A 23,067-nucleotide genomic window follows, 5' to 3' on the forward strand; every position below is an offset into this window, starting at 1 on the left:
TCATGAGTAACGCGATAGAACTAGCTTGCCCTGCAAAACTCAATCTCTTTTTGCATATCGTTGGTCGCCGTGATGATGGCTACCACCTTCTGCAATCTGTTTTTCAACTGATTGATTGGTGCGATGTTCTCACCTTGAAGCTCATTCCGGAAAACGAAGTTCGCCGCAACAATCCCATTCCTGGAGTCCCTCCTGAGCAAGACTTGGTCGTTCGCGCAGCCCAACTCCTCAAAGAGCACTGCAGGATTGATCGTGGGGTTGAAATCAGCCTCAAGAAAAATATTCCCATGGGCGCTGGACTTGGTGGCGGGTCCTCTGATGCCGCATCCACCCTGATTGGATTAAATACCCTCTGGGACCTTCATCTCGATATCGCCACACTTTGCCAACTTGGCCTACAACTTGGCGCTGACGTGCCATTTTTCATCTTTGGCCAAAATGCCTTTGTTGAGGGGGTTGGGGAAAAATTACAGGCCATTTCCTTGGAAACCCAAGACTATGTGGTGATCTTCCCCAACAAGGGGGTCGCCACTGCTCAGATTTTTCAAGACCCTCAATTGACCCAAGATCATGCTCCGATTACAATAGATCGCTTTCTTGCATCACCAAGGTCTTATCAGTCAAATGATTGTCAGGCCGTAGCGGTGCAGAAATGTCCTGAAGTGAAGCAAGCATTAGATTGGATTTACAAGGCAGTGCCAAACTCGGCGCCTTGCATGTCCGGCTCTGGAAGTAGCATTTTTGCCGCCTTAGACCCTAAGACGGATCGCACTAATCTAGAAAATCTCCTGCAAAATCTTCCAAAAGGATGGATAGGTCAAATTGTTCGGGGGCTAAATAAAAATCCCGCTTACAATTTGGTTTCTTCAGATTGACCTGTAGGGGAATCGCCAAGCTGGTTAAGGCACTGGATTTTGATTCCAGCATGCGAAGGTTCGAATCCTTCTTCCCCTGCCAACTACTGTAGATAAGACCAAAAGACATCCATTCGACCCCTACCAAAATTCCAAAATCACCTATGTCCGCCCCAATGAACGCAGATTTACTGACTCTTTTCACAGGCAATGCAAATCCGGTTTTGGCCCATGCGGTAGCCAAAGAGCTCAATCTCCCGATGGGAAAAGCATTTGTTGGTCGATTCTCCGATGGTGAAATCCAGGTAGAAATTCAAGAAAACGTTCGCGGTAAGAACGTTGTCGTAATCCAATCTACCTGCGCTCCAACGAACGATAGTTTGATGGAACTCATGATCATGATTGATGCCCTAAAACGAGCATCAGCAAGCCGCATAACCGCAGTGATCCCTTACTTCGGTTACGCTAGACAAGACCGCCGCCCACGCTCAGCACGGGTTGCCATCTCTGCCAGAATCGTTGCAAACATGCTTCAGTCCGTTGCTGGCGTTGAACGTGTTTTAACCATGGATCTCCATGCCGACCAAATTCAGGGTTTCTTTGATATCCCAGTAGATAACATTTATGCCTCCCCAGTTCTATTGGCCGATTTAGAGGCTCAAAAAACCAAGAAGGACCTCATCATCGTTTCGCCGGATATCGGCGGCGTAGTACGCGCCCGTGCGATGGCCAAACAACTGGGTACAGATTTGGCAATTATTGATAAACGCCGCCCCAAGGCAAACGTATCAGAAGTAATGCACCTTATCGGCGAAGTGGAAGGCCGTCATTGCGTCATCATGGATGACATCATTGATACCGGTGGAACACTCTGTAAAGCCGCTGAGGCGCTTAAAGAGCGTGGCACTAAGGGCGTTACCGCCTACTGTACTCATGCCGTGCTTTCTGGCGGTGCTGTGGCCCGTATTGCCGCCTCTGAATTAGACGAATTAGTCGTTACTGACACGATTCCATTGACTCTAGAAGCAATGAAAATCGCCAAAATTCGTCAATTGAGCGTTGCACCCATCCTCGCTGAGACCCTTTCCCGTATTAGCAAGGGTGATTCAGTGATGTCAATGTTCGCTGAATAAGCCAAAAATAGCGTTTCTACCCCTGTTTTTGGCAGTTTTGAGCCTTTTCTAGGCAAAAATCACCATTCCCACGATATAATCAAAGGCTTTTCTGTTTGGTCGCGAACGGAAATTAACCTTAATTTAGGAATTCAATATGAAAGTAGTAGCCTTTGAAAGAAGCGTACAGGGAACGGGTGCGAGCCGCCGTCTGCGCAACTCCGGTAAAACTCCGGGCATCATTTATGGCGGTAAAGACGCCGCAACTGTAATTGAGTTGGATCACAACGCACTGTTCCATGCTCTCCGCAAGGAAGCATTCCACTCATCTATCCTTGATCTCGAAATCGGCGGCAAAGCACAAAAAGTGTTGTTGCGCGATTACCAGATGCATCCATTTAAGCCTTTGGTTCTGCACATCGACTTCCAGCGCGTTTCTGCGACTGAGAAAGTTCACATGCGCGTTCCATTGCACTTCATCAACGCTGACACATCAGCTGCAGTGAAATTGCAAGGTGCTGTAATCAGTCACATCGCAACTGAATTGGAAGTATCTTGCTTACCAGCAGACTTGCCAGAATTCATTGAAGTGGACCTGAACAAGATTGAAGTTGGTCATGGTATTCATGCTAAAGACCTCGCATTGCCAAAAGGCGTTACCTTGGTATTGCATGTTGAGCAAGAAAACCCAGTATTAGCTAATGCACGTATCCCAGCAGTGAAATCTGCCGATACTGAAGCTGCTCCTGCTGCTGAAGCTCCAAAGGATAAAGCTTAATTATTTAAGCCTTATCTTTGCGACAGAGGAAGTCCGCTTACAAGCGGGTTTTCTTTTTTGCAGAAATGCTTTTATCCTTAAGCACTCATCATGACTAAATTAATTGTTGGCCTTGGCAATCCAGGCGAAGAACACATAGAAGATCGGCACAATGCTGGCTTCTGGTTTGTTGACGCCCTTGCTAAACAATTGAACACTCGCTTTGAAACTGAAAAACGCTTTCATGGCAAAGTGGCTAAAGCTAAATGGGGGGATGAAGATCTCTTCTTGCTCAAACCTAGCACCTATATGAATCTCAGTGGCCAGTCTGTCGGGGCACTATGCCGCTTCCACAAAATTACACCCAAGGATGTGCTGGTGGTACAGGATGAGCTTGATCTCAAGCCCGGCACTGCACGCATCAAGCTTGGTGGTGGCACCGGTGGACACAATGGACTAAAAGATATTCAAGCTCACCTAGGGACGCCTGAGTACTGGCGCTTGCGACTGGGTATCGGGCATCCACGCGACCTAGCTGCAGAGGGTGCGCGAGTGATGGACGTGGCCGACTATGTGCTGAGAAGGCCTTTGCAGCTTGAGCAAAAGAAGATCGATGCGAGTATCGAAGATGGTTTACAGATTCTGGGTTTGTTTATGAAGGGCGATACTCAGGCAGCAATGCTGGAGTTGCATTCAAAAACGAATTAGTGCACTACTTTGTAGCTAGGGCTTTTTTAGCTGCAGTTAAGGCTTGATACTTCGCCATGAGTTGCGTTTGGTTTTCTGGGAACGCGGGGTTCAGTGGAATGCAATCCACTGGGCACACCTGCTGACACTGAGGCGCATCGTAGTGCCCTACACACTCAGTGCATTTATTGGGATCAATCTCATAGATCTCTAGACCCATGTAGATTGCATCATTCGGACATTCAGGCTCACACACATCGCAGTTGATGCATTCGTCCGTGATCATTAGAGCCATCTTGTTTTCCTGGCGCCTTACTCTTTGCTCTTATTGGCTTCGATCTTTTTCTCTAACCACTTTTCTACAGATGGGAATACAAACTTACTCACATCACCACCCATTGAAGCAATTTCACGTACAAAGGTGCCGGAGATAAACTGGTATTGATCAGAAGGCGTAAGAAATAGCGTCTCAACATCAGGCAACAAATAACGGTTCATGCCCGCCATCTGAAACTCATACTCAAAATCAGAGACTGCGCGCAAGCCACGCACGATCACTCTCGCATTATGTTCACGGGCAAAATCTTTTAATAGGCCTGTGAAACCAACAATCTTCACATTGGAATAATGACCAAGAACCTCTTTAACAATCTCAATACGCTCATCCAAAGTGAAGAAGGGGTGCTTGCTACGGCTATCGGCAACACCAACAATCAATTCCTCAAAAATGCTGGAAGCACGGCGAACTAAGTCCTCGTGACCACGAGTAAAGGGATCAAATGTTCCAGGGTATACAGCAACAGTCATAACGCTCCTCAGGCTTTTTCAGCTACAGCCAAGAGTTTAGCCCCTCTTAGAGCGAAATAGACAAGCTTTTACCTGCCCAGCCTCTAGGTATTTCCCGCAATGCCATTCGGGTACTAGGGCTTCAATCTGATCCCGTGAGCGACTAGAGGGAAACTCGACGTAAATTCCCCCGCCGGCACTGTCATCGCAAACGCGAGCTGCTTCTACTAAAGCTTGATTTAATAAGCCCTCCTCCTGAAAGGGGGGGTCAATAAAGATCAAATTACTGGACCGATCAGCCTGTTGCTTTAAAAACTCCAGACTATCTTTATGCAAAATCTGTACCTGCCCAGCAGCAGGAGATGACTGAAGCAACGCAAAATTAGCCAAGAGTTTGGCATGAGCCTTCTTATCTTTTTCTAATAGCGTGACTGCATGCGCCTGTCTAGAGGCGGCCTCAAAGCCCAATGCACCCGTACCAGCAAATAAATCCAGACAACTTAATCCTACCAAGTCCTGCCCTAGCCAATTAAACAAAGTCTCACGAACACGACCAGTGCTCGGACGGAGGCCAGGTAAATCCAACACACTCAATAAACGACTGCGCCAAACTCCACCAATAATGCGAATTTTCTGAGGAGGCTCTGGGCGCTTGCCTAATGAAGCAGACTTTGTTGGCTTATTTATTTTTAGCCCCTAGCACCACAATCTTCATCCGATCCATGGCTAAGTATTTTTGGAATGCCGCCTTAATTTGCTCTAAGCTCACCGCCTCTACTTGTTTAGTCCACACCTCCATCGTATCGAGCGGCAAATTATTCCAAGCAATAGATGAAACGTTATCAAGCAGCTTACGGTTGTTATCAATCCTTAAAGGATAACCATTGATTAAATTTGATTTAGCTGTATCAAGTTCAGATTGCGTAGGGCCGTTAGCAATAAATTGTCCAATGATAGAACTCATCACTTCAAGGGCCAAAGTAGCTTGATCATTCTTGGTCTGTACACCCGCCTGAAATATCCCCACATCTTTACCGGGCGCAAAATAACTAAACACGCTATAAGCAAGGCCGCGCTTCTCGCGAACCTCTGACATCAGACGCGATACAAAACCACCGCCACCCAATACATAGTTCCCAACCAACAATGGAAAATAATCTGGGTTACTACGGGTGACCGCTGTCATTCCCATAGCAATATGCGCTTGTTGCGAATCAAATGGAATAGTGACTTCGCGTTGACTTAAAGGCTCTACTGGTGAGCGCTTAAACTCTGGCAGCTTGGCAATAGTAGGGCCCAGACTGAGGCACTCTTTGCAATAAACCCTGAACGATTTCAGCGGCCTCGACTTTACTCACATCACCAACAATGCTGACAATCATCCGATCACCACGGTAGAGCTGCTTATGAAACTGCTGCAAATCAGCAGCATTGATGTTGGCAATACTTTGCACCGTTGGCGAGTTAGCCAAGGGATAGTCGCCATATACCAATTTTCTAAAACGACGATCCAATACTGACTCCGGCTTTGTCTCCGACTCTAACAATGCCGTAGTCATTCTTTGCTTCTCACGGGCTAAGATTTTGGCATCGTAAGTAGGTGCACTCAACATGGCTGATACCAATTGAACGGCGCGATCACGCAAATCTTTGCGACTTAAAGTCCGAATGCGCATGATGGCACGCTCTCCGCTGACAGAGACCCCAAGGTTTGCACCTAAATCAGCAATCTGTGCCTCATTCAACAAACCCTTCTCTGACTTGGCGCCATAGTTCATCAACTGCCCAGCCACAGTAGCTAAACCACTCTTGGCCGATGGATCATAACGATCGCCTGCATCAATACTGATTTCAATATCGACCATCGGTAGCGATTTGGTTTGAACTAAATAGGCCTGCGCTCCCTTGAATGATTCCAATTTTTCAATTGGCAATATCGCATGGGCAGAGGTACTGACTCCTGCTATCAGTGCGAATGTAAGACAAACTTGCTTGATCAATTTATTTAGCAGCATGATTAACCCCTTGCTTGCTCTCAGCGGACTGACGTCCCTGCGGATCTAGCACTGCAATAGTCAGACCCTCATCTACCAAATATTTTTTTGCAACGGCTTGAACTTGTATGGGAGTGATTTTTTGCATCTTATCCAATATCACATCAATATCTCTCCATGAAAATCCCGCCATCTCTGTGCTGCCAATTTCCATTGCCTGACCAAAGATCGAATCGCGCTTATAAATCTGATCAGACAGAATGCGTACCTTAATGCGCTTGAGCTCCGATTCCAGAATGCCTTTATCGACAATTTCTTTCAGAGCCTTCCGAATACTGCTCTCAGCCTGCTCTACTGTTTTTCCTTTAGCCATACTGGTGCTAATCAAAAAAAGCTCTGGGCCTCTTGAGACCAAGTCGTAGCTGACACTCACATCATTGACTACGCGCTCTTGCTTTACTAATACTCGATTCAGGCGTGCGTTGTCATAACCGTCAAGCACCGCAGCCAACAATTCCAATGCATAAGGCTCATCATCATCTAGCTTACCCACTTGTAGCTTGGGAACCTTCCAGGCCATTGCCAGCTGTGCGCTATCTGCGGGTGCTTTAACCTGGACTCGCTTAATACCTTTTTGCGGAGGTTCAATCTGGGGCTTGCGATCTGGCAACTCTCCCGCAGAAGCAACTCCATAATATTTTTCCGCTGCTTGCAAAATGGCTTGAGGTTCAACATCACCAGCAATCACTACTGTTGCATTATTCGGCTTATACCAACTACGATACCAATCCCGTGCATCAGCAGCCTTCATATTGACTAGATCATTCATCCAGCCAACTACTGGGTGACGATAAGGCGAACTCATGAAAGCAGTAGCCATCAGTGATTCATATAGCAAACTGGTGGGGTTATCTTCAGTGCGCAAACGACGCTCTTCCATCACCACCTGAATTTCTTTTAAAAACTCCGCATCATCAAAATTGAGATTAGACATGCGATCGGCTTCTAGCCTCATGACTTCATCCAACTTAGACTTTTCAACTTGCTGAAAGTAGGCCGTGTAATCTCGAGAGGTAAATGCATTTTCGCGACCGCCTACCGCAGCAACCAAGCGAGAGAACTCACCTGACTTCACTTTGTCAGTGCCCTTGAACATCATGTGCTCAAGCACATGGGCTACCCCAGTTTTGCCGTTAACCTCATCCATCGAGCCGGCACGGTACCAAACCATATGCGCGACCGTAGGCGCCCGATGATCTTCGCGCACAATCAACTTCAGACCATTGGAAAGCACAAACTCATGGGTATTGGATGGGGCACCTTCAGGGGCTGCCCATGCGGCTGAGCAAGAGATCAGCAAAAAGAAAGAAAAACGCAATAAAGTGGAGCGCATCTGTAAGATCACCTATCCCAAGAATTTAATTGATAAGATGCAAGGATTAAATTGTATCGATTATGTTCGGCTTACGTAAAACCCTCGGATCCCTATTCAAATCGAATCAGACTGATGAAGCCTGGTTTGATACCCTAGAAGAATCTCTCATTCTGAGTGATGTGGGTCTGCCTACGACTGAACAACTGATTAGCAAACTTCGTAAGGCTGCCAAATCAGAAAAGGCTAGTAGTCCTGAAGACTTGAAGCAACTACTCATTCAAGAGGTGGCAAGCCTCTTAAAGCCTTTGGAGCCAAGCCCGAACCCTTTATATGTGCATGAACAAAAGACCACCCCGGAAATATGGCTAGTGATTGGCGTCAATGGCGCTGGTAAGACCACCACGATCGGCAAGCTCTGCAAACTCTTTCAGTCTCAAGGTAAATCCGTCTTGCTAGCAGCAGGCGATACTTTCCGAGCGGCTGCACGCAATCAACTCCTAGAATGGGGTGGCCGCAACCAAGTTGACGTCATCATGCAAGAAAGCGGTGATGCTGCAGCCGTGGCGCATGATGCGATTCATGCGGCGGTGTCTCGCAAGAGCGATATTTTGATTATTGATACTGCCGGCAGATTAGCCACTCAAGACCATCTCATGGAAGAATTGAAGAAGGTTAAAAGAGTGATTGGCAAGGCCCTTCCTGGGGCCCCTCACCAGACTTTGCTAGTTCTTGATGGCAATACGGGTCAAAACAGTTTAAGCCAAGTAAAGGCCTTTCATGCTGCTTTAGGGCTGTCCGCCTTAATCGTGACTAAGTTAGATGGCACTACCAAAGGTGGAGTGATCTGCGCACTGGCTCACACCCTCAATGATGGGTCAAAACCAGCAGTTTTAGCCCTTGGCAAAGGTGAGGGAATTAATGATTTAGCCCCCTTCACTGCCGCCCAATATTCATCCGAATTATTCAATTAAATCAAAGACTTGTAGAAGTAAAAAACCATTAGCACTCTCTTGACAAGAGTGCTATAATGGAACCTTATTAATACCTAAAAAAAGAAAATGGTTCAAAAGAAAGCATACAAACCGCAATTGCAAGCAAGGCAAACGTTGCCAGCAGCGCAGACTGCTGCGGCTTCGCTTGCCTTTCCGATGCTGCCTTCCCTTGGGGTTGGCACGCTCGACTCTTACATCTCATACGTGAATCGCGTACCCATGCTCAGCGCCGCAGAAGAGCTGCACCTTGCGCAGGAATTTCGTCGTACTGAAAATGTAGATGCCGCAAAAACTTTGGTTCTCTCACACCTTCGCTTGGTGGTATCTGTTGCTCGTCAGTATTTAGGCTATGGCATTCCGCATGCCGACCTCATTCAAGAAGGCAATATCGGCTTGATGAAGGCTGTAAAACGTTACGACCCTAACCAAGGTGCACGCTTAGTCTCTTATGCAATCCATTGGATTAAGGCGGAGATTCATGAGTACATTCTCAAGAATTGGCGTTTGGTTAAAGTTGCTACAACTAAAGCGCAACGTAAGTTGTTCTTTAATTTACGCAGCAACAAACCTACTTTAGCTGCGCTGACTCCCAATGAAGTTGAGGCATTAGCCAAGGCCCTGGATGTTAAAGGCTCTGACGTTAAAGAAATGGAAATGCGTCTTGCTGGTGGTGATGTTGCCTTAGAGGGTGATGACACGGACGATGAGTCTGCCTATGCACCAATTCAATGGTTAGCAGACAACAGTCAAGAGCCTACCGAGATGATAGCTGCTGCTGCAACCGATGCACTACATGGCCCGCAGCTGGATCAAGTACTCATGGCTTTAGATGAGCGTAGTCGCAATATTGTGCAATCCCGCTGGTTAGCAATGGACGCAGATGGTAATGGCACAAAGACATTGCATGATCTCGCCAGTGAATATGGCATCTCTGCAGAGCGTGTTCGTCAGATTGAGACTGCTGCTCTCAAAAAGATGCGCAGCCTCTTACAAGCTGAAGCTGCTTAAGCAGCCTCGCTTTCCCAACCCTTTACTTCAGCAATTCCTTCAAGTCTTGTGCCAAGGTCTCTGGACCTTGCGCATGCTTGATATAGAGGCGCAACCGCCCTGCTGGGTCAAACGCATAGCTTCCAGCTGTGTGATCCATGGTGTATGAACCAGGGCTAGTGCCAGGAACTTTTTTGTAATAAATCTTGAAGTCCTTAGTGACCTTTTCTAAAGCTGCCTCGTCTGCTGGACGTAGACCTAAGAAGCGCGAATCAAATGCAGGCACATACTGCTTCAAGATATCTGCGCTATCTCGCCCGGGATCGACCGTGACAAATAGCACTTGCACCTTATCTGCCTGAGACCCTAAGAGAGTCATCACTTGCTGCATCTCAGTCAGGGTCGTAGGACAAATATCTGGACACTGCGTATAACCAAAGAACATCACAACCACCTTGCCTTTGAAGTCAGCCAGCGTTCGCACTTTGCCATCGGGGTCAAGCAAACTAAATTCTGTACCAAATGCCTTGCTACCCGTGATGTCTACATTCTTGAAACTCTGCTTGGGGCTACAAGCTACTAGAGTCAAGCCGATAAGCGACAACATCAAGATATGGGTGAGACGAAGGTAGCGTGTAGATAAATTCATAATCAACTCAAATGAAATAGTGATCAATTAATAGTGCTGCAAATAGCAAAGACAAATACGTTATCGAAAAGCGGAAAGTCTTTTTCGCGAGATCATCACTATAAGAAACAAACAAGGCAACCACATAGGCAAGGAACATCAAACCTAATATGATTGCGGAAATCAAATACACCAGCCCACTCATGCCGTAAATGTAAGGTAACAAAGTAGCAGCAATCAAGATCAAGGTGTACAGCAAAATATTGAGTAGCGTAAAGCGCTCACCATGAGTCACTGGTAGCATCGGCAAACCACTTTGCAGATAGTCATCGCGACGATATAGGGCAAGCGCCCAAAAGTGCGGCGGAGTCCAAACAAAAATAATGAGCACCAAGAGCCAAGCCTCGGCAGATAAGCCATTAGTCACGGCAGCCCAACCTAAGGCAGGTGGCATGGCGCCAGAAAGTCCACCAATCACAATATTCTGTGGTGTAGCAGGCTTTAGTAACCAGGTATAAATCACGGCGTAACCCACAAAGGTTGCTACGGTAAGCCACATCGTTAATGGGTTACAGAAGCTCCATAGGATGACTATTCCCAAACTGCCAAGAACGATCGAGAAAACAGTAATGTGAAAAGGGGTTACTTCACCAGTTGCAGATGGCCTCCAAGAAGTGCGCTTCATCTTGGCATCAATGGCTTGCTCAATTAAACAATTCATTGCAAAAGCTGCACCTGCCAATAACCAGATACCCACAATGCCGCCAATCAGCACTGGATAAGGAACCATACCAGGGGTGGCCAAGAACATTCCAATCACTGCACAGAAAACAGCGAGCAAAGTGACGCGAGGCTTGGTAAGCACCCAGTATTGACGCCAACGCGGCATCGCTATAGGTGTAGATGAAGTGGGACTATTCATAATGATTTGACCATCTTAATACGAATGGGAGCACTCCAGGTCGACCACTGCGCTAGGCGAACCAAACAGAACATCAATGCAGCAGAACCAGCGGTATGCAGTAAAGCGGCAAGCAGGGGCCACTGGAAGACCACATTGGAAATGCCTGTCAGCGCCTGAAGAATTAATAAGCCCAGCAATAACTTGGCAATGCTACTCATTCTAGGTAATGCGGGATAACTTAACTGGAGAGCGCTGATTCCGAGAAGACTTAAAGCTGCAATGGCAACCACAGCAAACACGCGATGCGCCCAATGGATTGTTTGCAAAGCAACAGGGGAAATAGATTCACCCTGTGCATTCAGACCTAACTGACGCCACAGAGTGAAGCCCTCCTGCCAATTTGTTTCAGGCATGAAAGTGCCTAGGCAAGTTGGAAAATCAGGGCAAGCTAATACAGCGTAATTTGTACTTACCCACGCACCTAAAAAGATTTGGATGGATAAGACGACTGAAGTAAATAAAAGCAACTTCGCAGAAAGCGGCTTTATCTGCAAGAGGGCTACTGAAGAGGTTTTATCTTCCCACTCTTGCTGTGCGTAAGCCGTTAAACAGGCCAGCAAAACTAAAGCCAGCATTAAGTGGATAGTCACAATAATGGGTTGCAACTTGAGTGTTACTGTCCAAACACCAAACGCCCCCTGAATACACACCAAAACCAGCAGACCGAGACTACCCAATAAAGGCCACTTGCCCAAGCTTCTTAACTTACTCCAAGCTACCCCTACCTGAATCAAAATTAATGCGCCAACCGTCATTGCTAAATAGCGATGAATCATTTCAATCCAAGCCTTGATCACAGTAACGGGGCCAGTAGGCATATTGGCTTCAGCCAATTGAATCTCACCAATTGCATGCCATGGATTAGATGTGCCATAGCATCCAGGCCAATCAGGGCAACCTAAACCCGAGTCTGTGAGACGGGTAAAGACACCAAAGACAATTAAGTCAAAAGTCATGAAGACCAAAACCCAATTGAGCTTTTGGAAAAAATTAAATCTCGACCTAGTCCAGAGATAGAGCAAAGGTAGACCTGCAAAGACAATTGCAATTGCAGCCAACTCCGAAAGCAATAATGCACCGCTCATTGCAACTTCTCACCCTTGCGATTGAGGCGCAGTAGTTTCTCGAGATCTTTTTTGATGCTGCCAAATTCTTTTGGAGAATTCGTCACTGGGAAAACCATCATTTTTGCCGGGCTCGGGTCAATCAACTGAATTTTCTGACCAGCGCCTTCACGATTAAGCCAAGCATCAAACTCCTCCTTTAGCTTGGCATCTGCTGGCAAACTCAAAACCTGAAAACCTGCCACTTTCTGATCATAGGCCAACAAGACTTCTGGGTCTACCGGCTTACCATCTGTATTCACCCAAACTAACTGAACGCGACTACTCTCGCGACCGACTGCAACGCGCAATTGACGCATCAAAAATAAGGCTTCAAGGCAAGATTCATTTTTAGTGGTGCATTCACCAGCTGGTCTAGCCACTAGCAAAGTCCATTTGCCATTAAAGGGTATGTCAAACCAAGCAGGATTCACATCTTGCACAGGCTGAACAAGGATTCCGAAATTGGTCTTACCGCCTTCTGGCTTAAAAACGTAATACGCCAAATAGGAGGCGATAACCGGTGCTGCGCATGCAAGCAATAAAAATAGCATTTGCAGTCGACCCCGACGAGTCTGCGCATTAATCGCCGATGAATCCATTTGTGAAGCTGGGATCAATAACTCTTTATCACTCACACTCTATCTCCATTTACCGCTAGCTCTCGCCGATATTTCATGAGCCCATTGATGAGCCAAAATAAAAATCCAGCCAATGCCAAAGCAAACCACTGAAAGGCATAAGCATAATGGTGATCGACTCCATTTGTTGGAGAGGGCCAATTTCGGACTAAATCATCTTTTTTAGCCGAATCAGATTCACGAACAATAAATGGCAACTGCTTCCACCCATGACTTTGAGCCTCGAGCGCTAAATCAAAATTTTGCTCAATTCTAGGAATCGCTTTTGCAGTGCCCTTTTGTCCCAATTCATAAACCCTTCCTGGGTGAGGAAAAGCAACACCCTCAATAGTCACAGGCTCATCAGTAGTCTTGACTGGAGGGAGTACAACACGATCTTGATTGTTACGTGGCGCCCAGCCTCGATTAACCCAAAGAACAGCTTCTTGACCATCTAATTTCAAGGGCATCATCACATAAAAGCCTGATTGCCCAGAAGAACCAGATCCACCCTCTGGAATGGGGCGAGGACGGTTGTCGAGCCAAATAGCCTCAGCTGGGATAAAGCGGCCACGAGCAAGAATACGACGCTCTGAAGCCTGCTCTAAGCTCAAGCTATCGGCATTAGCGTTAAGTACGGGCATTTCCAGTTTGGCGGCCAGAGATTCGCCCAGGCGAACTTTTTGCTCAGCCCGATTCAGCTGCCAGATACCAGCTCCACAGCCCACTAAAATCACCAGAAGGGCTGATAAAGTAGCGACTATACGACTAGTAATTAAGCTAGAAAACATATTCACGGGGGTATTTTGAGATGAACTGGATTATTCCAGTTGCACTGCTAATGATTGTAGGGAGCTTGGGCTCTGCTCTCTACTTCATGATGAAAGACAAAGGCGGGAGCTCAAGAATGGTTCAGTCTCTCATGCTGCGTATTGGACTTTCAATAGTTCTGTTTCTTGGCATATTGATTGCCCACTACTTTGGTTATATTGAAGCTACTGGTGTTCGGGTGGGAGCAAACTAACAAAATAAAAACGGCAATCCAAAACAAATCGGGGCTTAACGCCCCGATTTTTTATTTCCTTACATCCAGTAAACAGCGATGTAGAGACCAAGCCAGACAACGTCAACGAAGTGCCAGTACCAAGCGGCACCTTCAAACGCAAAATGATTTTCAGCAGTGAAGTCACCACGAATCATTCGACGCAACACAATAGCTAACATTAAGCCACCCAGGAATACGTGGAAGCCATGGAAGCCAGTCAACATAAAGAAGGTTGAGCCATATACGCCTGAAGTGAGCTTTAAGTTCAAGGCATGATATGCATGGTAGTACTCATACATCTGAAAGCCCAAGAAGATAATACCAAGGCCAACAGTTGCAGCCAAACCATTGATGGCTTTCTTCATGTGATTTTCACGAAGCGCATGATGAGCATAGGTAACTGTTACACCTGAACTCAAGAGCAACAAAGTATTAATAGTTGGGATTGGCCATGGGCCCATGGTCGTGAATTTCTCTACCAAGCCTGCTGGGCCATCATTAGGCCAAACCGCCGTGAAATCAGGCCAGAGTAATTTACTTTCGACGTCACCCATCCAAGGCATCGCAATATTACGCGCATAGAACAAAGCCGCAAAGAATGCTCCGAAGAACATAATCTCGGAGAAGATGAACCAAGCCATTGACCAGCGATAGGAGATATCTACGTTTACACCGTTTTTGCCAGCATTAGACTCGGCAATCGTGTCACCAAACCAGTTATAGAGCACGAACAAAACCCAGAGCACACCAACTGCAGTTACTGGGCCACCCCAGGCTGCATGGTTTACCCAGCCAGACATTCCAGCGCCAAAAGCAAGCAAGCCTAAAGCTGCAGATGCTGGATGACTGGATAGCCCAGGAACGAAATAGTAAGGGGTTGAATTGGATGACATCTTATTCTCTCTATTCAATCAAAAAATAATCAATGGGACACAACTGCTTTAACTATTAAGAGGAGTACGCCCATAAAAATCAAGGCACCTAAAACTCCCGCAATAACAATATGGACAAAACTTAATGAAGCTACATCTTCCTGCAATCCTGATTTCTTACGCACACCCAAAAAAGCCCACAATACAGCGATCATGGATTGCATAAAAGTACTTTTCTTACTCATGACGTCGTTTTCGATTTAGGAGTTGTTGAGCCTGCTGGCTGCTGACCAACGCCTAACTCAAAGAAGGTGTACGACAAGGTAATCGTTTTCACATCCGCAGGTAGTCCCGCATCAATCACAAACAGGACAGGCATCTTTTTCATTTCATGAGCTGCCAAGGTTTGCTGCTGAAAACAAAAACACTCTAATTTGGTGAAGAACTCCATGGCGCTTTTAGGTGCATAACTTGGAATTGCTTGCGCATCAACAGGACGATTCAAATTGTTTGTTACTTCGTAAACAATTTCCGCCATCTCTCCTGGATGCACTTCTAAAAAGTTCTTTACCGGGCGAAATGTAAATGGGCCGCGACTATTCGAGTCAAACTCAATAGTTACCTTGCGGGAATAATCGACCTGGGTATTGCCTACCTTGTTTGCACTGTAAGCTCGGATACCGTAGTCATTCTTGCTGGTGACTACGTTAATGCCAGTCACTTCACACAAGGCCTTATACATCGGCACTAGCGCATATCCAAAACCAAACATCATCACAGAAGCGATCAATAGCTTCAGCAAGATTTGGCGGTTAACGGAGGCGATAGCAGACATGATTATGTAAGGGCCTTAACTCAGTACGCTCCGTTTAATTACGATACCAACAAAGAAAACCAGGGCAACGCTTAAAAGGATAAAACCCAATCTGCGATTGCTAGCAGATTGGGATTTGTGTGCGGCCAATTTAGATTCCTGCAGCATGCAACTCTTTAGCATCAGGAGGCGTTTCAAATGTGTGATGTGGAGCAGGCGATGGAATTGTCCACTCCAAACCTTTAGCACCATCCCATGGCTTCATTGGCGCTTTTTCGCCTTTACCGTTGTAAGCTGGCAAGACAACAAAGAGCAAGAAATACACTTGTGCCAAACCAAAACCAAGCGCACCAATCGAAGCGATCATGTTGAAATCAGCAAACTGAGTTGGGTAATCAGCATAACGACGTGGCATACCTGCTAAGCCCAAGAAGTGCATTGGGAAGAAGGTGATGTTGAAGAAAATCATGGAAGCCCAGAAATGGATCTTGCCGCGAGTTTCATTAGCCATGTAGCCAGTCCACTTTGGACACCAGTAGTAGAAGCCAGCAAACATTGCGAACAATGAGCCTGCTACCAATACGTAGTGGAAGTGGGCAACAACGTAATAAGTATCTTGTACACCAATATCAATTGGGGCCATTGCCAAAATCAAACCTGTGAAACCACCCATCGTAAATACGAAGATGAAACCAACAGACCACAACATTGGAGTTTCGAAAGTCATCGAACCTTTCCACATAGTTGCAACCCAGTTAAAAATCTTCACGCCAGTTGGAACGGCAATCAACATAGTTGCGTACATAAAGAACAGCTGACCTGTTACTGGCATACCAGTTGCAAACATGTGGTGAGCCCAAACAATGAATGACAAGATCGCAATGGATGCAGTTGCATAAACCATGGAGCTGTAGCCAAACAATGTTTTTCTAGAGAATGCAGGAACGATTTCACTGATGATTCCGAACGCTGGAAGAATCATGATGTAAACCTCTGGGTGACCGAAGAACCAGAAAATGTGCTGGAACATGATTGGGTCACCACCGCCAACTGCGGAGAAGAAAGAAGTACCAAAATGGCGGTCTGTAAGAACCATGGTGATTGCACCAGCCAATACCGGCATTACAGCGATCAACAAATAAGCAGTAATCAACCAAGTCCAGCAGAACATTGGCATCTTCATCAATGTCAGGCCAGGAGCACGCATATTCAAGATGGTTACGATGATGTTAATCGAGCCCATGATGGAAGAAGCACCCAATAAGTGGAGTGCAAAAATACCCATGTCTAAACCTGGGCCCATCTGCGAAGTCAACGGAGCATACAAAGTCCAACCGCCTGCAGGAGCGCCGCCAGGAGCTAAGAATGAGCCGAACAATAAGCAAGCAGCTACCGGAAGAATCCAGAAGCTAAAGTTATTCATACGGGCAAAGGCCATATCGGATGCACCGATTTGCAAAGGAATCATCCAGTTTGCAAAACCAACGAATGCCGGCATGATTGCGCCGAACACCATCACTAAACCGTGCATGGTAGTTAATTGGTTAAAGAACTCAGGACGCAAGAACTGCAAACCTGGTTGGAATAATTCCAAACGAATTCCCAAAGCCATAACACCACCAGCCATCAAACTCACGAATGAGAAGATGAGGTACATCGTGCCGATGTCTTTATGGTTGGTTGCAAACAACCAACGACGCCAGCCATGTGGCGTGTGATCGTCATGCGCGTGGTCGTGTGCGTGATCGTGGGTGGTAGAGACTGTGCTCATGGATTACTCCGGTTTAGTTTGATCTGTATTAATAAACAAATTACTTGCCTGCGCGTGCAGAGACAATATCTTGGGTCTGAATAATTTCACCTGTCTTATTGCCCCATGCATTGCGGGTATATGTCATCACAGCAGCAATATCGCCATCAGAAATCACGCCAGCCCACTTTGGCATCGCACCCTTACCATTGATAAGAATGTTGTATTGACCAGCTTTTGGCCCAAGCACCACTTTGCTACCATCAAGCGCTGGGAATGTGCCCGCACCTTTACCGTTAGGCTGATGACATGCTGCGCAATTGGCTGCATAGACTTTGGCACCACGCTCTTTTTGCTCATCCAAGGTGTAAACCTTAGTTGGGTCATCAGAGGCCGCGCCCATTTCTTTTTTCTTCTCTGCTACCCACTTGGTGTAGTCGTCTTGTGAAACAACGTTGACCACAATAGGCATAAAGGCATGCTCAGCACCACACAACTCTGAACATTGACCGCGGAATTTACCGATGGTCTCTGCACGGAACCAAGTGTCGCGTACAAAGCCAGGAATCGCATCTTGCTTCACGCCAAACGCAGGGATAGTCCAAGAGTGAATGACGTCATTAGCTGTAGTAATCAGACGAATCTTTTTACCAACAGGCACAACCATTTCGTTATCCACTTCCATCAAGTAGGTATTGGATTTAGGCTCTAAATTATTGATCGCTTCACGTGAAGTAGACATCGTAGATAAAAAGCTAATGCCTTCGCCTTCGCCTTTGATGTAGTCGTAACCCCACTTCCACTGGTACCCAGTGGTCTTAATAGTGATATCTGAATTCGTAGTGTCTTTCATCGCAACAACAGTTTTTGTTGCTGGCAAAGCCATGCCGATCACAATCAACAATGGAATCACTGTCCAAATGATCTCAACAGTCGTACTCTCGTGGAAAAAGGCAGATTTAGCACCTAAGGATTTGCGATGCTTGAGGATGGAATAGAACATCACCCCAAAAACACCCACAAAAATAAGAGCGCAAATAATCAACATCATCCAATGCAACCAATGGATTTCTTGCATGATTTTTGTTGCAGGGGCAGTGAAGTTCAGCTGATTCACGGCTGGGCCGCCTGGCATATCTTCAGCGGCTTGCGCAAGCGCCGCGCCAAAGGCTGCTACTAAATAGAGCGAAGCCCTAGTGACTTTTCCAAATAAATTCATCTTATTCTCTGTTTATTGTCGTGAACTTCTGCGGCAATACAGCCTCAGAAAGCCCAAAAAAACGGTATCAAGCAATTCTTCTAGGCGTGATTATAGGGTTGCTCAACAACAAACGGGATTAACCATGCCTGACTCAATCTTGACAATGGTTTAAAAGATAGTAAGCACTCACACTTAAGCAGAATCATTGCTAATCTTGCGTCCGATTTGATTTGGATCAATATAGGCAACATGATCTTGTGGTTTGGCAAGGTGCTTACCTAAAGCCCAAGCATGTCCATACACCACCTCTAAAGTGAGTTTGCTGGGCAATTGAGTGAATTGAGCATCATTTTTATCTTCTACAGCGAGCAGATTTAATGCCTTGGCATCTGATAGCAGCAGTGCATCTGAGTCGTAATCCAGCTTTAAAAACTCCATATCCATTACGGGATCAGAAAAACGCTCACCCAAGAGAGCATCCCCCATATCGTGCATATCCCAGGGGCTAGGCAAGTTCCGAGTTGGCAATTGTTGAGCCAAGGATTCAGACTTGAGTTCTTTAGCGGTATCGGGGCCAAGATAACTCAATGTCAGCAAGCCACCTTCTTTAAGCACTCGCCAGCACTCCTTCAAGAAATGCTTAGGGTCAGCCAAATTCTGAATCAATAGAACACTCACTACTAAATCTACAGAATTGCTAGGGAGATTAATACTTCCCGTTCTCATATAGTCATCTAGAGAAACTACAGCAGAAGATTTCATTTTGGAATTCCAAAAACGAGTCAACCTCAATTTATATAAATCGAAACTCGATAGCTCACTTTCTGGCGCACTATGAAAACGAATTCCAGGAAAACGTTTTGTCAGAAAAGGGGCATGCGCTCCAGGGAAATCTGGAATCAACAATACATCCTTTGCCTCCAACTTCACGATGTCTAATTTTTGCAGCATGCAGCCTGCAATTTCATCCTGAAGCCATCTGATTGATTGGGTCATTGGCTCAGTATACTCAGCAGCCCATGCATCCAATAGAGAATATTTTCCAGGCAGTCTGTTCTCACCTTCTACCCAGCGCTTGCATTATTTGCGGCACATTTCAGCAACTCACTCTCTGCAAGAATTGCGCCTCCATATTGAAATCAGAGCAGTTATTGAATTACGAATGCTGCCAGCAATGCGGCCTTACTCTTCAAGTGGACGAGCTAAAAGAAAACACTTGCCAAGAGTGTTGTACTAAGCCACCCTACTTTGATGCAACTTACTGCCTTGATCGATATGATGGCAGACTGCAATCAGCATTGCATCAATTGAAATATCAGCGTCGACTTGCATATGCACATGGCTTAGCATCCGCATGGAATGCCCTGCTTGCAAAGAGTTCTATAGAAGCTCAAGCAGACTATCTTCTTCCGGTACCGCTGAGCCAAGAAAAATTCTGTGCCCGAGGCTTTAATCAAAGTTGGGAGTTAGCTAGACGGATTAGTTGCGATAAACGCATTCATAAAAACCCACACATCTTGAAGCGCCATCACAGCCCGCAGCATCAGGCTCAAGGGAATCGTGCTAGTCGTCAAATTGCCATTCAAGATATGTTTTATATCAACCCGCAGTACCAGGGACAACTAGAGTCCGCCTCTGTCATTGTGTTTGACGACGTGATGACTAGCGGAGCAACCTTAAATGAAATCGCGCGCATATTGAAGGACAATGGGGCATCTCGTGTTATTAATTGGGTTTTACTAAGAACACTTCGTCCATCACAAAGATCTACGTATGTTTAACATTGTTTTATTCGAACCAGAAATTCCACCCAATACAGGCAACATCATTCGCCTGTGCGCAAATACGGGCGCAAAGTTACACCTCATCGAGCCGCTTGGTTTCCCTATGGAGGATGCCAAACTTCGCAGAGCAGGGCTGGACTATCATGAGTTCGCCAAAGTAAAAGTTCATAAAAACTGGCCGCAATTTCTGCTTGATGAAAAACCTCAGCCCGAGAGAATGTTTGCTCTGACTACCAAAGGATTTGGGAAGTTTCATGATGGCAACTATTTGCCAAATGACTATTTCATTTTTGGCTCAGAAACCAAAGGTATTACTGACGAAGTGAGAAACTCAATCCCCACACCCAATCAAATGCGCTTGGCAATGCAAGACAGTAGTCGCAGCTTGAATCTCTCAAATACGGTAGCGATTGTGGTTTATGAAGCATGGCGCCAAAACGGATTGCTTGGCGGAGGTTAAAACTTAAGCCTCAACCTTGGGGTTGCGTCCCATCAGTTTTTTCACTGCTTCATGCGGTGAGAGTTTTCCAGACAAGACTTCGCTCATCATGGCGGTGATTGGCATTTCCACACCCAAGCGAGTCGCCAAATTTCCGACTGCCGAGGCGCACAGTACGCCCTCAGCAACATGTCCTAAGTTACCCAAAATTTCAGGTAAAGGTTTTCCTGCAGCAAGCGCCAAACCAACACGACGATTACGCGAGAGATCACCAGTTGCAGTCAAAATCAAATCGCCAACACCAGTTAATCCCATGCAGGTCTCCGGTCGGCCGCCGGCCGCCTTTACTAGACGCATCATTTCTGCAAGGCCACGAGTTAACACTGCAGCGCGCGCATTAAGACCAAGATCCAAGCCATCACCAATGCCGGCAGCGATAGCTAAAACATTTTTAATAGCACCACCCAACTCAACGCCAACCAAATCATCGCTCGCATAGATGCGCATATTGCCGTGATGGAAAGCACCCTGAACAATGTCGCACAAAGCGTTTGATTTGCTAGCAATTGTTAATGCACAGGGCATTCCATTGCCAACTTCTTGGGCAAAACTGGGTCCGGATAAAGCGCCGTAAGAATGCTGAAGGCCATGACTATGTAACTGATCTTCGCGTGCTACCACTTGGTGTGGCAACAAAGTAGTGCTGGGCTCCAACCCCTTACATAACCAAACAATATTGAGTGGGTGCTTTGCAAGGCGCAATACATGCGCCACTGTTTCTGACAAACCCGACATTGGCGTAGCAATCACCAGAAGATCTTTTTCTGAGAGGCGCTCGATAGCGTGCTCAAAACTGGCTTCTAATTGCAGACTCTTGGGCAAGATAACGCCAGGCAGGTAGTCGGCATTTTCACCTGACTTCCGAATACCCTCTAACTGCTCAGGGCTTCGTGACCACAAACAAACATCGCCTGACTGAAGATGGCGCGCAGCTTGCGCGGCCATAGCAGTGCCCCATGAACCAGCTCCAAGCAGCGTCACTTTCATGATCTGAGAGCTTTACCTAAATCAGCTTAATGAGGGAGAATGATTTTGCTTTCATCGGTAGAGCCACCTTCCGTTGCGGCAGCTTGTGCAGCCTGCATAAGGCGATGTTCGTACATACCGTGGAAGTTAATCTCATTCAAATGTATTGGCTGGAAACCAGCACGGCTGATAGTGTCAGCAATATTCGAGCGCAAGTAAGGATACAAAATCGTTGGGCATGCAATGCCTAACATGGGATCAATTTGCTCTGGAGGAATATTGCTAAATTCAAAAATACCCGCTTGCTTTGCTTCAACCAAAAAGAGTACTTTGGCCTCTACTTTGGCAGTTACTGTCGCAATTAAGGCAACCTCAAAAATCTCATCACCCAAACGAGTAATAGCAACATCCACTTCAACCTCTACTTGAGGTTCAGCTGCGACCAATAAAATTTGCGGTGCGTGTGGCTGCTCTAAAGACAAGTCTTTAAGGTAAATACGTTGAATGCGGAAACCAGGCTCTTTTGAATTTTCAGCTGCGTCTGGAGCGGAAGTAGTTTGATCAGTCATGGAGAACTTTCTGAGTAAATTTTTAAGCTAATAGTGGATCAAGTTGGCCGGCGCGATCTAAGGCCACTAGATCGTCATAACCACCAACATGGGTTTCACCGATATAAATTTGCGGCACAGTACGACGGCCTGTCCGAGTCATCATAATTTCGCGCTGCGCAGGATCGCGATCAATCAAGATCTTCTCTAGATTTGTAACGCCTTTTTTGCAAAAGCTTCTCTGCCATAACGCAGTAAGGACAAACTTGGGTGCTGTACATCATGACTGGTGGCATATCTAAAACCTGCTAAATTATTTGATTAATGGGAGGGCTGCAGCTTGCCAACCCTGAACGCCGCCGTCCAAAACCGCAACCTCAGAAAATCCCAGTTTCTTGAGCTCTGGAACCGCTTTGCGGGCGCTCACACCGGATTGACAGACCAAAATGACCGGGTTTTTGCGGTCCAGTTTGAGCTTGTCGAGTCTAGTAGAGATTCGGTCGGCCAAGATATGCTTAGATCCAGGCAGATGACCCGCTTTAAAGTCCGATTCTGGACGCAAGTCCAAAACAGCTGCTTTTCGGCGATTAATCCAAATAGTTGCCTCCGAAGGCGATAAACCTTTTCCGCTAATAAGCGTAGATAATGTGGGGAGGAAGAGCGCTGCGCCCGAAACAAACAAGAGGGCGATAAGCGCTAGATTATCAATTTGCGTGAGAAAGTTCATCA

Annotated in this window: 30 protein-coding genes, 1 tRNA gene and 1 pseudogene; 10 read left to right on the forward strand and 22 right to left on the reverse strand. The window is 46.4% G+C overall.

Annotated features, from left to right (window positions below; translation table 11 throughout):
* Positions 1 to 2 precede the first annotated feature (2 nt).
* The 5 genes from ispE (at position 3) to pth (ending at position 3,431) form a co-directional block, all read left to right on the forward strand.
* Entirely contained in the window at positions 3 to 875 is an 873-nt protein-coding gene (gene ispE, locus DXE44_RS08490) for a 4-(cytidine 5'-diphospho)-2-C-methyl-D-erythritol kinase (protein ID WP_114654051.1), read from the forward strand.
* Positions 876 to 880: 5 nt separating this feature from the next.
* A tRNA-Gln gene (locus DXE44_RS08495) sits at positions 881 to 957 on the forward strand.
* A 73-nt stretch (positions 958 to 1,030) separates the two neighbouring features.
* The gene (locus DXE44_RS08500; RefSeq protein WP_114654410.1) at positions 1,031 to 1,987 is read left to right on the forward strand and encodes a ribose-phosphate pyrophosphokinase; all 957 of its coding nucleotides are present in this window, start codon (positions 1,031 to 1,033) and stop codon (positions 1,985 to 1,987) included.
* Positions 1,988 to 2,123: 136 nt separating this feature from the next.
* Complete coding sequence (locus DXE44_RS08505) at positions 2,124 to 2,744, forward strand: 50S ribosomal protein L25/general stress protein Ctc (protein ID WP_114654052.1); 621 nt, start codon at positions 2,124 to 2,126, stop codon at positions 2,742 to 2,744.
* Positions 2,745 to 2,834: 90 nt separating this feature from the next.
* On the forward strand, positions 2,835 to 3,431 hold the full coding sequence (gene pth / locus DXE44_RS08510) for an aminoacyl-tRNA hydrolase (RefSeq protein ID WP_114654053.1): 597 nt from the start codon (positions 2,835 to 2,837) through the stop codon (positions 3,429 to 3,431).
* Between the two features lie 4 nt (positions 3,432 to 3,435).
* On the opposite strand, the gene DXE44_RS08515 is transcribed toward pth, so the two are convergent.
* The 6 genes from DXE44_RS08515 to DXE44_RS08535 are packed head-to-tail and all read right to left on the reverse strand — an operon-like array spanning position 3,436 to position 7,583.
* On the reverse strand, positions 3,436 to 3,705 hold the full coding sequence (locus DXE44_RS08515; protein ID WP_114654054.1) for a YfhL family 4Fe-4S dicluster ferredoxin: 270 nt from the start codon (positions 3,703 to 3,705) through the stop codon (positions 3,436 to 3,438).
* 17 nt (positions 3,706 to 3,722) lie between these two features.
* On the reverse strand, positions 3,723 to 4,217 hold the full coding sequence (gene coaD / locus DXE44_RS08520; RefSeq protein ID WP_114654055.1) for a pantetheine-phosphate adenylyltransferase: 495 nt from the start codon (positions 4,215 to 4,217) through the stop codon (positions 3,723 to 3,725).
* 36 nt (positions 4,218 to 4,253) lie between these two features.
* Positions 4,254 to 4,883 carry a 16S rRNA (guanine(966)-N(2))-methyltransferase RsmD gene (rsmD, locus tag DXE44_RS08525; protein WP_114654056.1) on the reverse strand — a complete coding sequence of 210 codons (630 nt, stop codon included), beginning with the start codon at positions 4,881 to 4,883 and terminating at the stop codon, positions 4,254 to 4,256.
* A complete protein-coding gene (locus DXE44_RS11090; RefSeq protein WP_331851860.1) occupies positions 4,876 to 5,535 on the reverse strand; it encodes a M16 family metallopeptidase in 660 nt (219 codons plus the stop codon). The genes rsmD and DXE44_RS11090 overlap by 8 nt, the downstream gene beginning before the upstream one ends.
* On the reverse strand, positions 5,462 to 6,211 hold the full coding sequence (locus DXE44_RS11095; RefSeq protein ID WP_269460682.1) for a M16 family metallopeptidase: 750 nt from the start codon (positions 6,209 to 6,211) through the stop codon (positions 5,462 to 5,464). The genes DXE44_RS11090 and DXE44_RS11095 overlap by 74 nt, the downstream gene beginning before the upstream one ends.
* Positions 6,198 to 7,583: a M16 family metallopeptidase gene (locus tag DXE44_RS08535; RefSeq protein WP_114654057.1), complete on the reverse strand. Its 1,386-nt coding sequence runs from the start codon at positions 7,581 to 7,583 to the stop codon at positions 6,198 to 6,200. The genes DXE44_RS11095 and DXE44_RS08535 overlap by 14 nt, the downstream gene beginning before the upstream one ends.
* Before the next feature lie 62 nt (positions 7,584 to 7,645).
* Between DXE44_RS08535 and ftsY the strand changes: the two genes are divergently transcribed.
* Both ftsY and rpoH read left to right on the forward strand, forming a co-directional pair.
* The gene (gene ftsY / locus DXE44_RS08540) at positions 7,646 to 8,536 is read left to right on the forward strand and encodes a signal recognition particle-docking protein FtsY (protein ID WP_114654058.1); all 891 of its coding nucleotides are present in this window, start codon (positions 7,646 to 7,648) and stop codon (positions 8,534 to 8,536) included.
* Positions 8,537 to 8,623: 87 nt separating this feature from the next.
* Entirely contained in the window at positions 8,624 to 9,565 is a 942-nt protein-coding gene (gene rpoH / locus DXE44_RS08545; RefSeq protein WP_114654059.1) for an RNA polymerase sigma factor RpoH, read from the forward strand.
* Between the two features lie 22 nt (positions 9,566 to 9,587).
* Here the strand turns inward: rpoH and DXE44_RS08550 are convergent, their stop codons facing one another.
* From DXE44_RS08550 to DXE44_RS08570, 5 genes are read right to left on the reverse strand one after another with little or no spacing between them, the layout of a single operon-like run.
* Complete coding sequence (locus tag DXE44_RS08550; protein WP_415065548.1) at positions 9,588 to 10,151, reverse strand: SCO family protein; 564 nt, start codon at positions 10,149 to 10,151, stop codon at positions 9,588 to 9,590.
* Positions 10,152 to 10,200: 49 nt separating this feature from the next.
* On the reverse strand, positions 10,201 to 11,094 hold the full coding sequence (cyoE, locus tag DXE44_RS08555) for a heme o synthase (protein ID WP_114654060.1): 894 nt from the start codon (positions 11,092 to 11,094) through the stop codon (positions 10,201 to 10,203).
* Positions 11,091 to 12,221 (reverse strand): COX15/CtaA family protein, encoded by a 1,131-nt coding sequence (locus DXE44_RS08560; protein ID WP_114654061.1) that lies wholly within the window; start codon positions 12,219 to 12,221, stop codon positions 11,091 to 11,093. Before DXE44_RS08560 ends, cyoE begins: the two co-directional genes overlap by 4 nt.
* The gene (locus tag DXE44_RS08565) at positions 12,218 to 12,877 is read right to left on the reverse strand and encodes a hypothetical protein (protein ID WP_114654062.1); all 660 of its coding nucleotides are present in this window, start codon (positions 12,875 to 12,877) and stop codon (positions 12,218 to 12,220) included. Before DXE44_RS08565 ends, DXE44_RS08560 begins: the two co-directional genes overlap by 4 nt.
* Positions 12,874 to 13,650: an SURF1 family protein gene (locus tag DXE44_RS08570; RefSeq protein ID WP_231970632.1), complete on the reverse strand. Its 777-nt coding sequence runs from the start codon at positions 13,648 to 13,650 to the stop codon at positions 12,874 to 12,876. The genes DXE44_RS08565 and DXE44_RS08570 overlap by 4 nt, the downstream gene beginning before the upstream one ends.
* 20 nt (positions 13,651 to 13,670) lie before the next feature.
* Between DXE44_RS08570 and DXE44_RS08575 the strand changes: the two genes are divergently transcribed.
* Positions 13,671 to 13,883 (forward strand): twin transmembrane helix small protein, encoded by a 213-nt coding sequence (locus DXE44_RS08575; protein WP_114654064.1) that lies wholly within the window; start codon positions 13,671 to 13,673, stop codon positions 13,881 to 13,883.
* Positions 13,884 to 13,942: 59 nt separating this feature from the next.
* Here the strand turns inward: DXE44_RS08575 and DXE44_RS08580 are convergent, their stop codons facing one another.
* The 7 genes from DXE44_RS08580 to DXE44_RS08605 form a co-directional block, all read right to left on the reverse strand.
* On the reverse strand, positions 13,943 to 14,797 hold the full coding sequence (locus tag DXE44_RS08580; protein ID WP_114654065.1) for a cytochrome c oxidase subunit 3: 855 nt from the start codon (positions 14,795 to 14,797) through the stop codon (positions 13,943 to 13,945).
* Between the two features lie 29 nt (positions 14,798 to 14,826).
* The gene (locus tag DXE44_RS08585; protein WP_197712874.1) at positions 14,827 to 15,021 is read right to left on the reverse strand and encodes a DUF2970 domain-containing protein; all 195 of its coding nucleotides are present in this window, start codon (positions 15,019 to 15,021) and stop codon (positions 14,827 to 14,829) included.
* Positions 15,018 to 15,611 (reverse strand): cytochrome c oxidase assembly protein, encoded by a 594-nt coding sequence (locus DXE44_RS08590; protein WP_114654066.1) that lies wholly within the window; start codon positions 15,609 to 15,611, stop codon positions 15,018 to 15,020. The genes DXE44_RS08585 and DXE44_RS08590 overlap by 4 nt, the downstream gene beginning before the upstream one ends.
* A gap of 15 nt (positions 15,612 to 15,626) precedes the next feature.
* Positions 15,627 to 15,842, reverse strand: coding sequence for a cytochrome oxidase small assembly protein (locus DXE44_RS11460; RefSeq protein ID WP_415065417.1), 216 nt, complete (start codon positions 15,840 to 15,842; stop codon positions 15,627 to 15,629).
* Positions 15,742 to 17,361: a cytochrome c oxidase subunit I gene (gene ctaD, locus DXE44_RS08595; protein ID WP_114654067.1), complete on the reverse strand. Its 1,620-nt coding sequence runs from the start codon at positions 17,359 to 17,361 to the stop codon at positions 15,742 to 15,744. Before ctaD ends, DXE44_RS11460 begins: the two co-directional genes overlap by 101 nt.
* A gap of 40 nt (positions 17,362 to 17,401) precedes the next feature.
* Positions 17,402 to 18,559 carry a cytochrome c oxidase subunit II gene (gene coxB, locus DXE44_RS08600; protein WP_114654068.1) on the reverse strand — a complete coding sequence of 386 codons (1,158 nt, stop codon included), beginning with the start codon at positions 18,557 to 18,559 and terminating at the stop codon, positions 17,402 to 17,404.
* A 174-nt stretch (positions 18,560 to 18,733) separates the two neighbouring features.
* On the reverse strand, positions 18,734 to 19,537 hold the full coding sequence (locus DXE44_RS08605; protein WP_114654413.1) for a methyltransferase domain-containing protein: 804 nt from the start codon (positions 19,535 to 19,537) through the stop codon (positions 18,734 to 18,736).
* A gap of 23 nt (positions 19,538 to 19,560) precedes the next feature.
* On the opposite strand from DXE44_RS08605, the gene DXE44_RS08610 reads away from it, so the two are divergent.
* Together DXE44_RS08610 and trmL are read left to right on the forward strand one after the other, a co-directional pair.
* Positions 19,561 to 20,322, forward strand: a complete 762-nt coding sequence (locus DXE44_RS08610) for a ComF family protein (RefSeq protein ID WP_114654069.1) — start codon at positions 19,561 to 19,563, stop codon at positions 20,320 to 20,322.
* Complete coding sequence (gene trmL, locus DXE44_RS08615) at positions 20,315 to 20,785, forward strand: tRNA (uridine(34)/cytosine(34)/5-carboxymethylaminomethyluridine(34)-2'-O)-methyltransferase TrmL (protein WP_114654070.1); 471 nt, start codon at positions 20,315 to 20,317, stop codon at positions 20,783 to 20,785. Before DXE44_RS08610 ends, trmL begins: the two co-directional genes overlap by 8 nt.
* Positions 20,786 to 20,788: 3 nt before the next feature.
* Here trmL and DXE44_RS08620 read toward each other — a convergent pair whose 3' ends face one another.
* From DXE44_RS08620 to DXE44_RS08635, 4 genes and pseudogenes are all read right to left on the reverse strand, one after another.
* Positions 20,789 to 21,811, reverse strand: a complete 1,023-nt coding sequence (locus DXE44_RS08620; RefSeq protein ID WP_114654071.1) for an NAD(P)H-dependent glycerol-3-phosphate dehydrogenase — start codon at positions 21,809 to 21,811, stop codon at positions 20,789 to 20,791.
* A gap of 26 nt (positions 21,812 to 21,837) precedes the next feature.
* Positions 21,838 to 22,359 (reverse strand): protein-export chaperone SecB, encoded by a 522-nt coding sequence (gene secB / locus DXE44_RS08625; protein WP_114654072.1) that lies wholly within the window; start codon positions 22,357 to 22,359, stop codon positions 21,838 to 21,840.
* A gap of 22 nt (positions 22,360 to 22,381) precedes the next feature.
* Positions 22,382 to 22,634 (reverse strand): annotated as a pseudogene (grxC, locus tag DXE44_RS08630) (glutaredoxin 3).
* 17 nt (positions 22,635 to 22,651) lie between these two features.
* Positions 22,652 to 23,065, reverse strand: a complete 414-nt coding sequence (locus tag DXE44_RS08635; protein ID WP_114654073.1) for a rhodanese-like domain-containing protein — start codon at positions 23,063 to 23,065, stop codon at positions 22,652 to 22,654.
* Between the last annotated feature and the right edge of the window lie 2 nt (positions 23,066 to 23,067).

The sequence above is a fragment of the Polynucleobacter necessarius genome (assembly GCF_900095175.1).
In the GTDB taxonomy this organism is placed as follows: Bacteria; Pseudomonadota; Gammaproteobacteria; order Burkholderiales; family Burkholderiaceae; genus Polynucleobacter; species Polynucleobacter necessarius_I.

Coding starts and splice junctions, on each gene's coding strand:
- ispE (WP_114654051.1), top strand. CDS start 3: ATGAGTAACGCGATAGAACTAGCTTGCCCTGCAAAACTCAATCTCTTT.
- DXE44_RS08500 (WP_114654410.1), top strand. CDS start 1,031: ATGAACGCAGATTTACTGACTCTTTTCACAGGCAATGCAAATCCGGTT.
- DXE44_RS08505 (WP_114654052.1), top strand. CDS start 2,124: ATGAAAGTAGTAGCCTTTGAAAGAAGCGTACAGGGAACGGGTGCGAGC.
- pth (WP_114654053.1), top strand. CDS start 2,835: ATGACTAAATTAATTGTTGGCCTTGGCAATCCAGGCGAAGAACACATA.
- DXE44_RS08515 (WP_114654054.1), bottom strand. CDS start 3,705: ATGGCTCTAATGATCACGGACGAATGCATCAACTGCGATGTGTGTGAG.
- coaD (WP_114654055.1), bottom strand. CDS start 4,217: ATGACTGTTGCTGTATACCCTGGAACATTTGATCCCTTTACTCGTGGT.
- DXE44_RS11095 (WP_269460682.1), bottom strand. CDS start 6,211: ATGCTGCTAAATAAATTGATCAAGCAAGTTTGTCTTACATTCGCACTG.
- DXE44_RS08535 (WP_114654057.1), bottom strand. CDS start 7,583: ATGCGCTCCACTTTATTGCGTTTTTCTTTCTTTTTGCTGATCTCTTGC.
- ftsY (WP_114654058.1), top strand. CDS start 7,646: ATGTTCGGCTTACGTAAAACCCTCGGATCCCTATTCAAATCGAATCAG.
- rpoH (WP_114654059.1), top strand. CDS start 8,624: ATGGTTCAAAAGAAAGCATACAAACCGCAATTGCAAGCAAGGCAAACG.
- DXE44_RS08550 (WP_415065548.1), bottom strand. CDS start 10,151: ATGTTGTCGCTTATCGGCTTGACTCTAGTAGCTTGTAGCCCCAAGCAG.
- cyoE (WP_114654060.1), bottom strand. CDS start 11,094: ATGAATAGTCCCACTTCATCTACACCTATAGCGATGCCGCGTTGGCGT.
- DXE44_RS08560 (WP_114654061.1), bottom strand. CDS start 12,221: ATGAGCGGTGCATTATTGCTTTCGGAGTTGGCTGCAATTGCAATTGTC.
- DXE44_RS08570 (WP_231970632.1), bottom strand. CDS start 13,650: ATGTTTTCTAGCTTAATTACTAGTCGTATAGTCGCTACTTTATCAGCC.
- DXE44_RS08575 (WP_114654064.1), top strand. CDS start 13,671: ATGAACTGGATTATTCCAGTTGCACTGCTAATGATTGTAGGGAGCTTG.
- DXE44_RS08580 (WP_114654065.1), bottom strand. CDS start 14,797: ATGTCATCCAATTCAACCCCTTACTATTTCGTTCCTGGGCTATCCAGT.
- DXE44_RS08585 (WP_197712874.1), bottom strand. CDS start 15,021: ATGAGTAAGAAAAGTACTTTTATGCAATCCATGATCGCTGTATTGTGG.
- DXE44_RS08590 (WP_114654066.1), bottom strand. CDS start 15,611: ATGTCTGCTATCGCCTCCGTTAACCGCCAAATCTTGCTGAAGCTATTG.
- DXE44_RS11460 (WP_415065417.1), bottom strand. CDS start 15,842: ATGGTGCTAAAGGTTTGGAGTGGACAATTCCATCGCCTGCTCCACATC.
- ctaD (WP_114654067.1), bottom strand. CDS start 17,361: ATGAGCACAGTCTCTACCACCCACGATCACGCACACGACCACGCGCAT.
- coxB (WP_114654068.1), bottom strand. CDS start 18,559: ATGAATTTATTTGGAAAAGTCACTAGGGCTTCGCTCTATTTAGTAGCA.
- DXE44_RS08605 (WP_114654413.1), bottom strand. CDS start 19,537: ATGACCCAATCAATCAGATGGCTTCAGGATGAAATTGCAGGCTGCATG.
- DXE44_RS08610 (WP_114654069.1), top strand. CDS start 19,561: ATGCATCCAATAGAGAATATTTTCCAGGCAGTCTGTTCTCACCTTCTA.
- trmL (WP_114654070.1), top strand. CDS start 20,315: ATGTTTAACATTGTTTTATTCGAACCAGAAATTCCACCCAATACAGGC.
- DXE44_RS08620 (WP_114654071.1), bottom strand. CDS start 21,811: ATGAAAGTGACGCTGCTTGGAGCTGGTTCATGGGGCACTGCTATGGCC.
- secB (WP_114654072.1), bottom strand. CDS start 22,359: ATGACTGATCAAACTACTTCCGCTCCAGACGCAGCTGAAAATTCAAAA.
- DXE44_RS08635 (WP_114654073.1), bottom strand. CDS start 23,065: ATGAACTTTCTCACGCAAATTGATAATCTAGCGCTTATCGCCCTCTTG.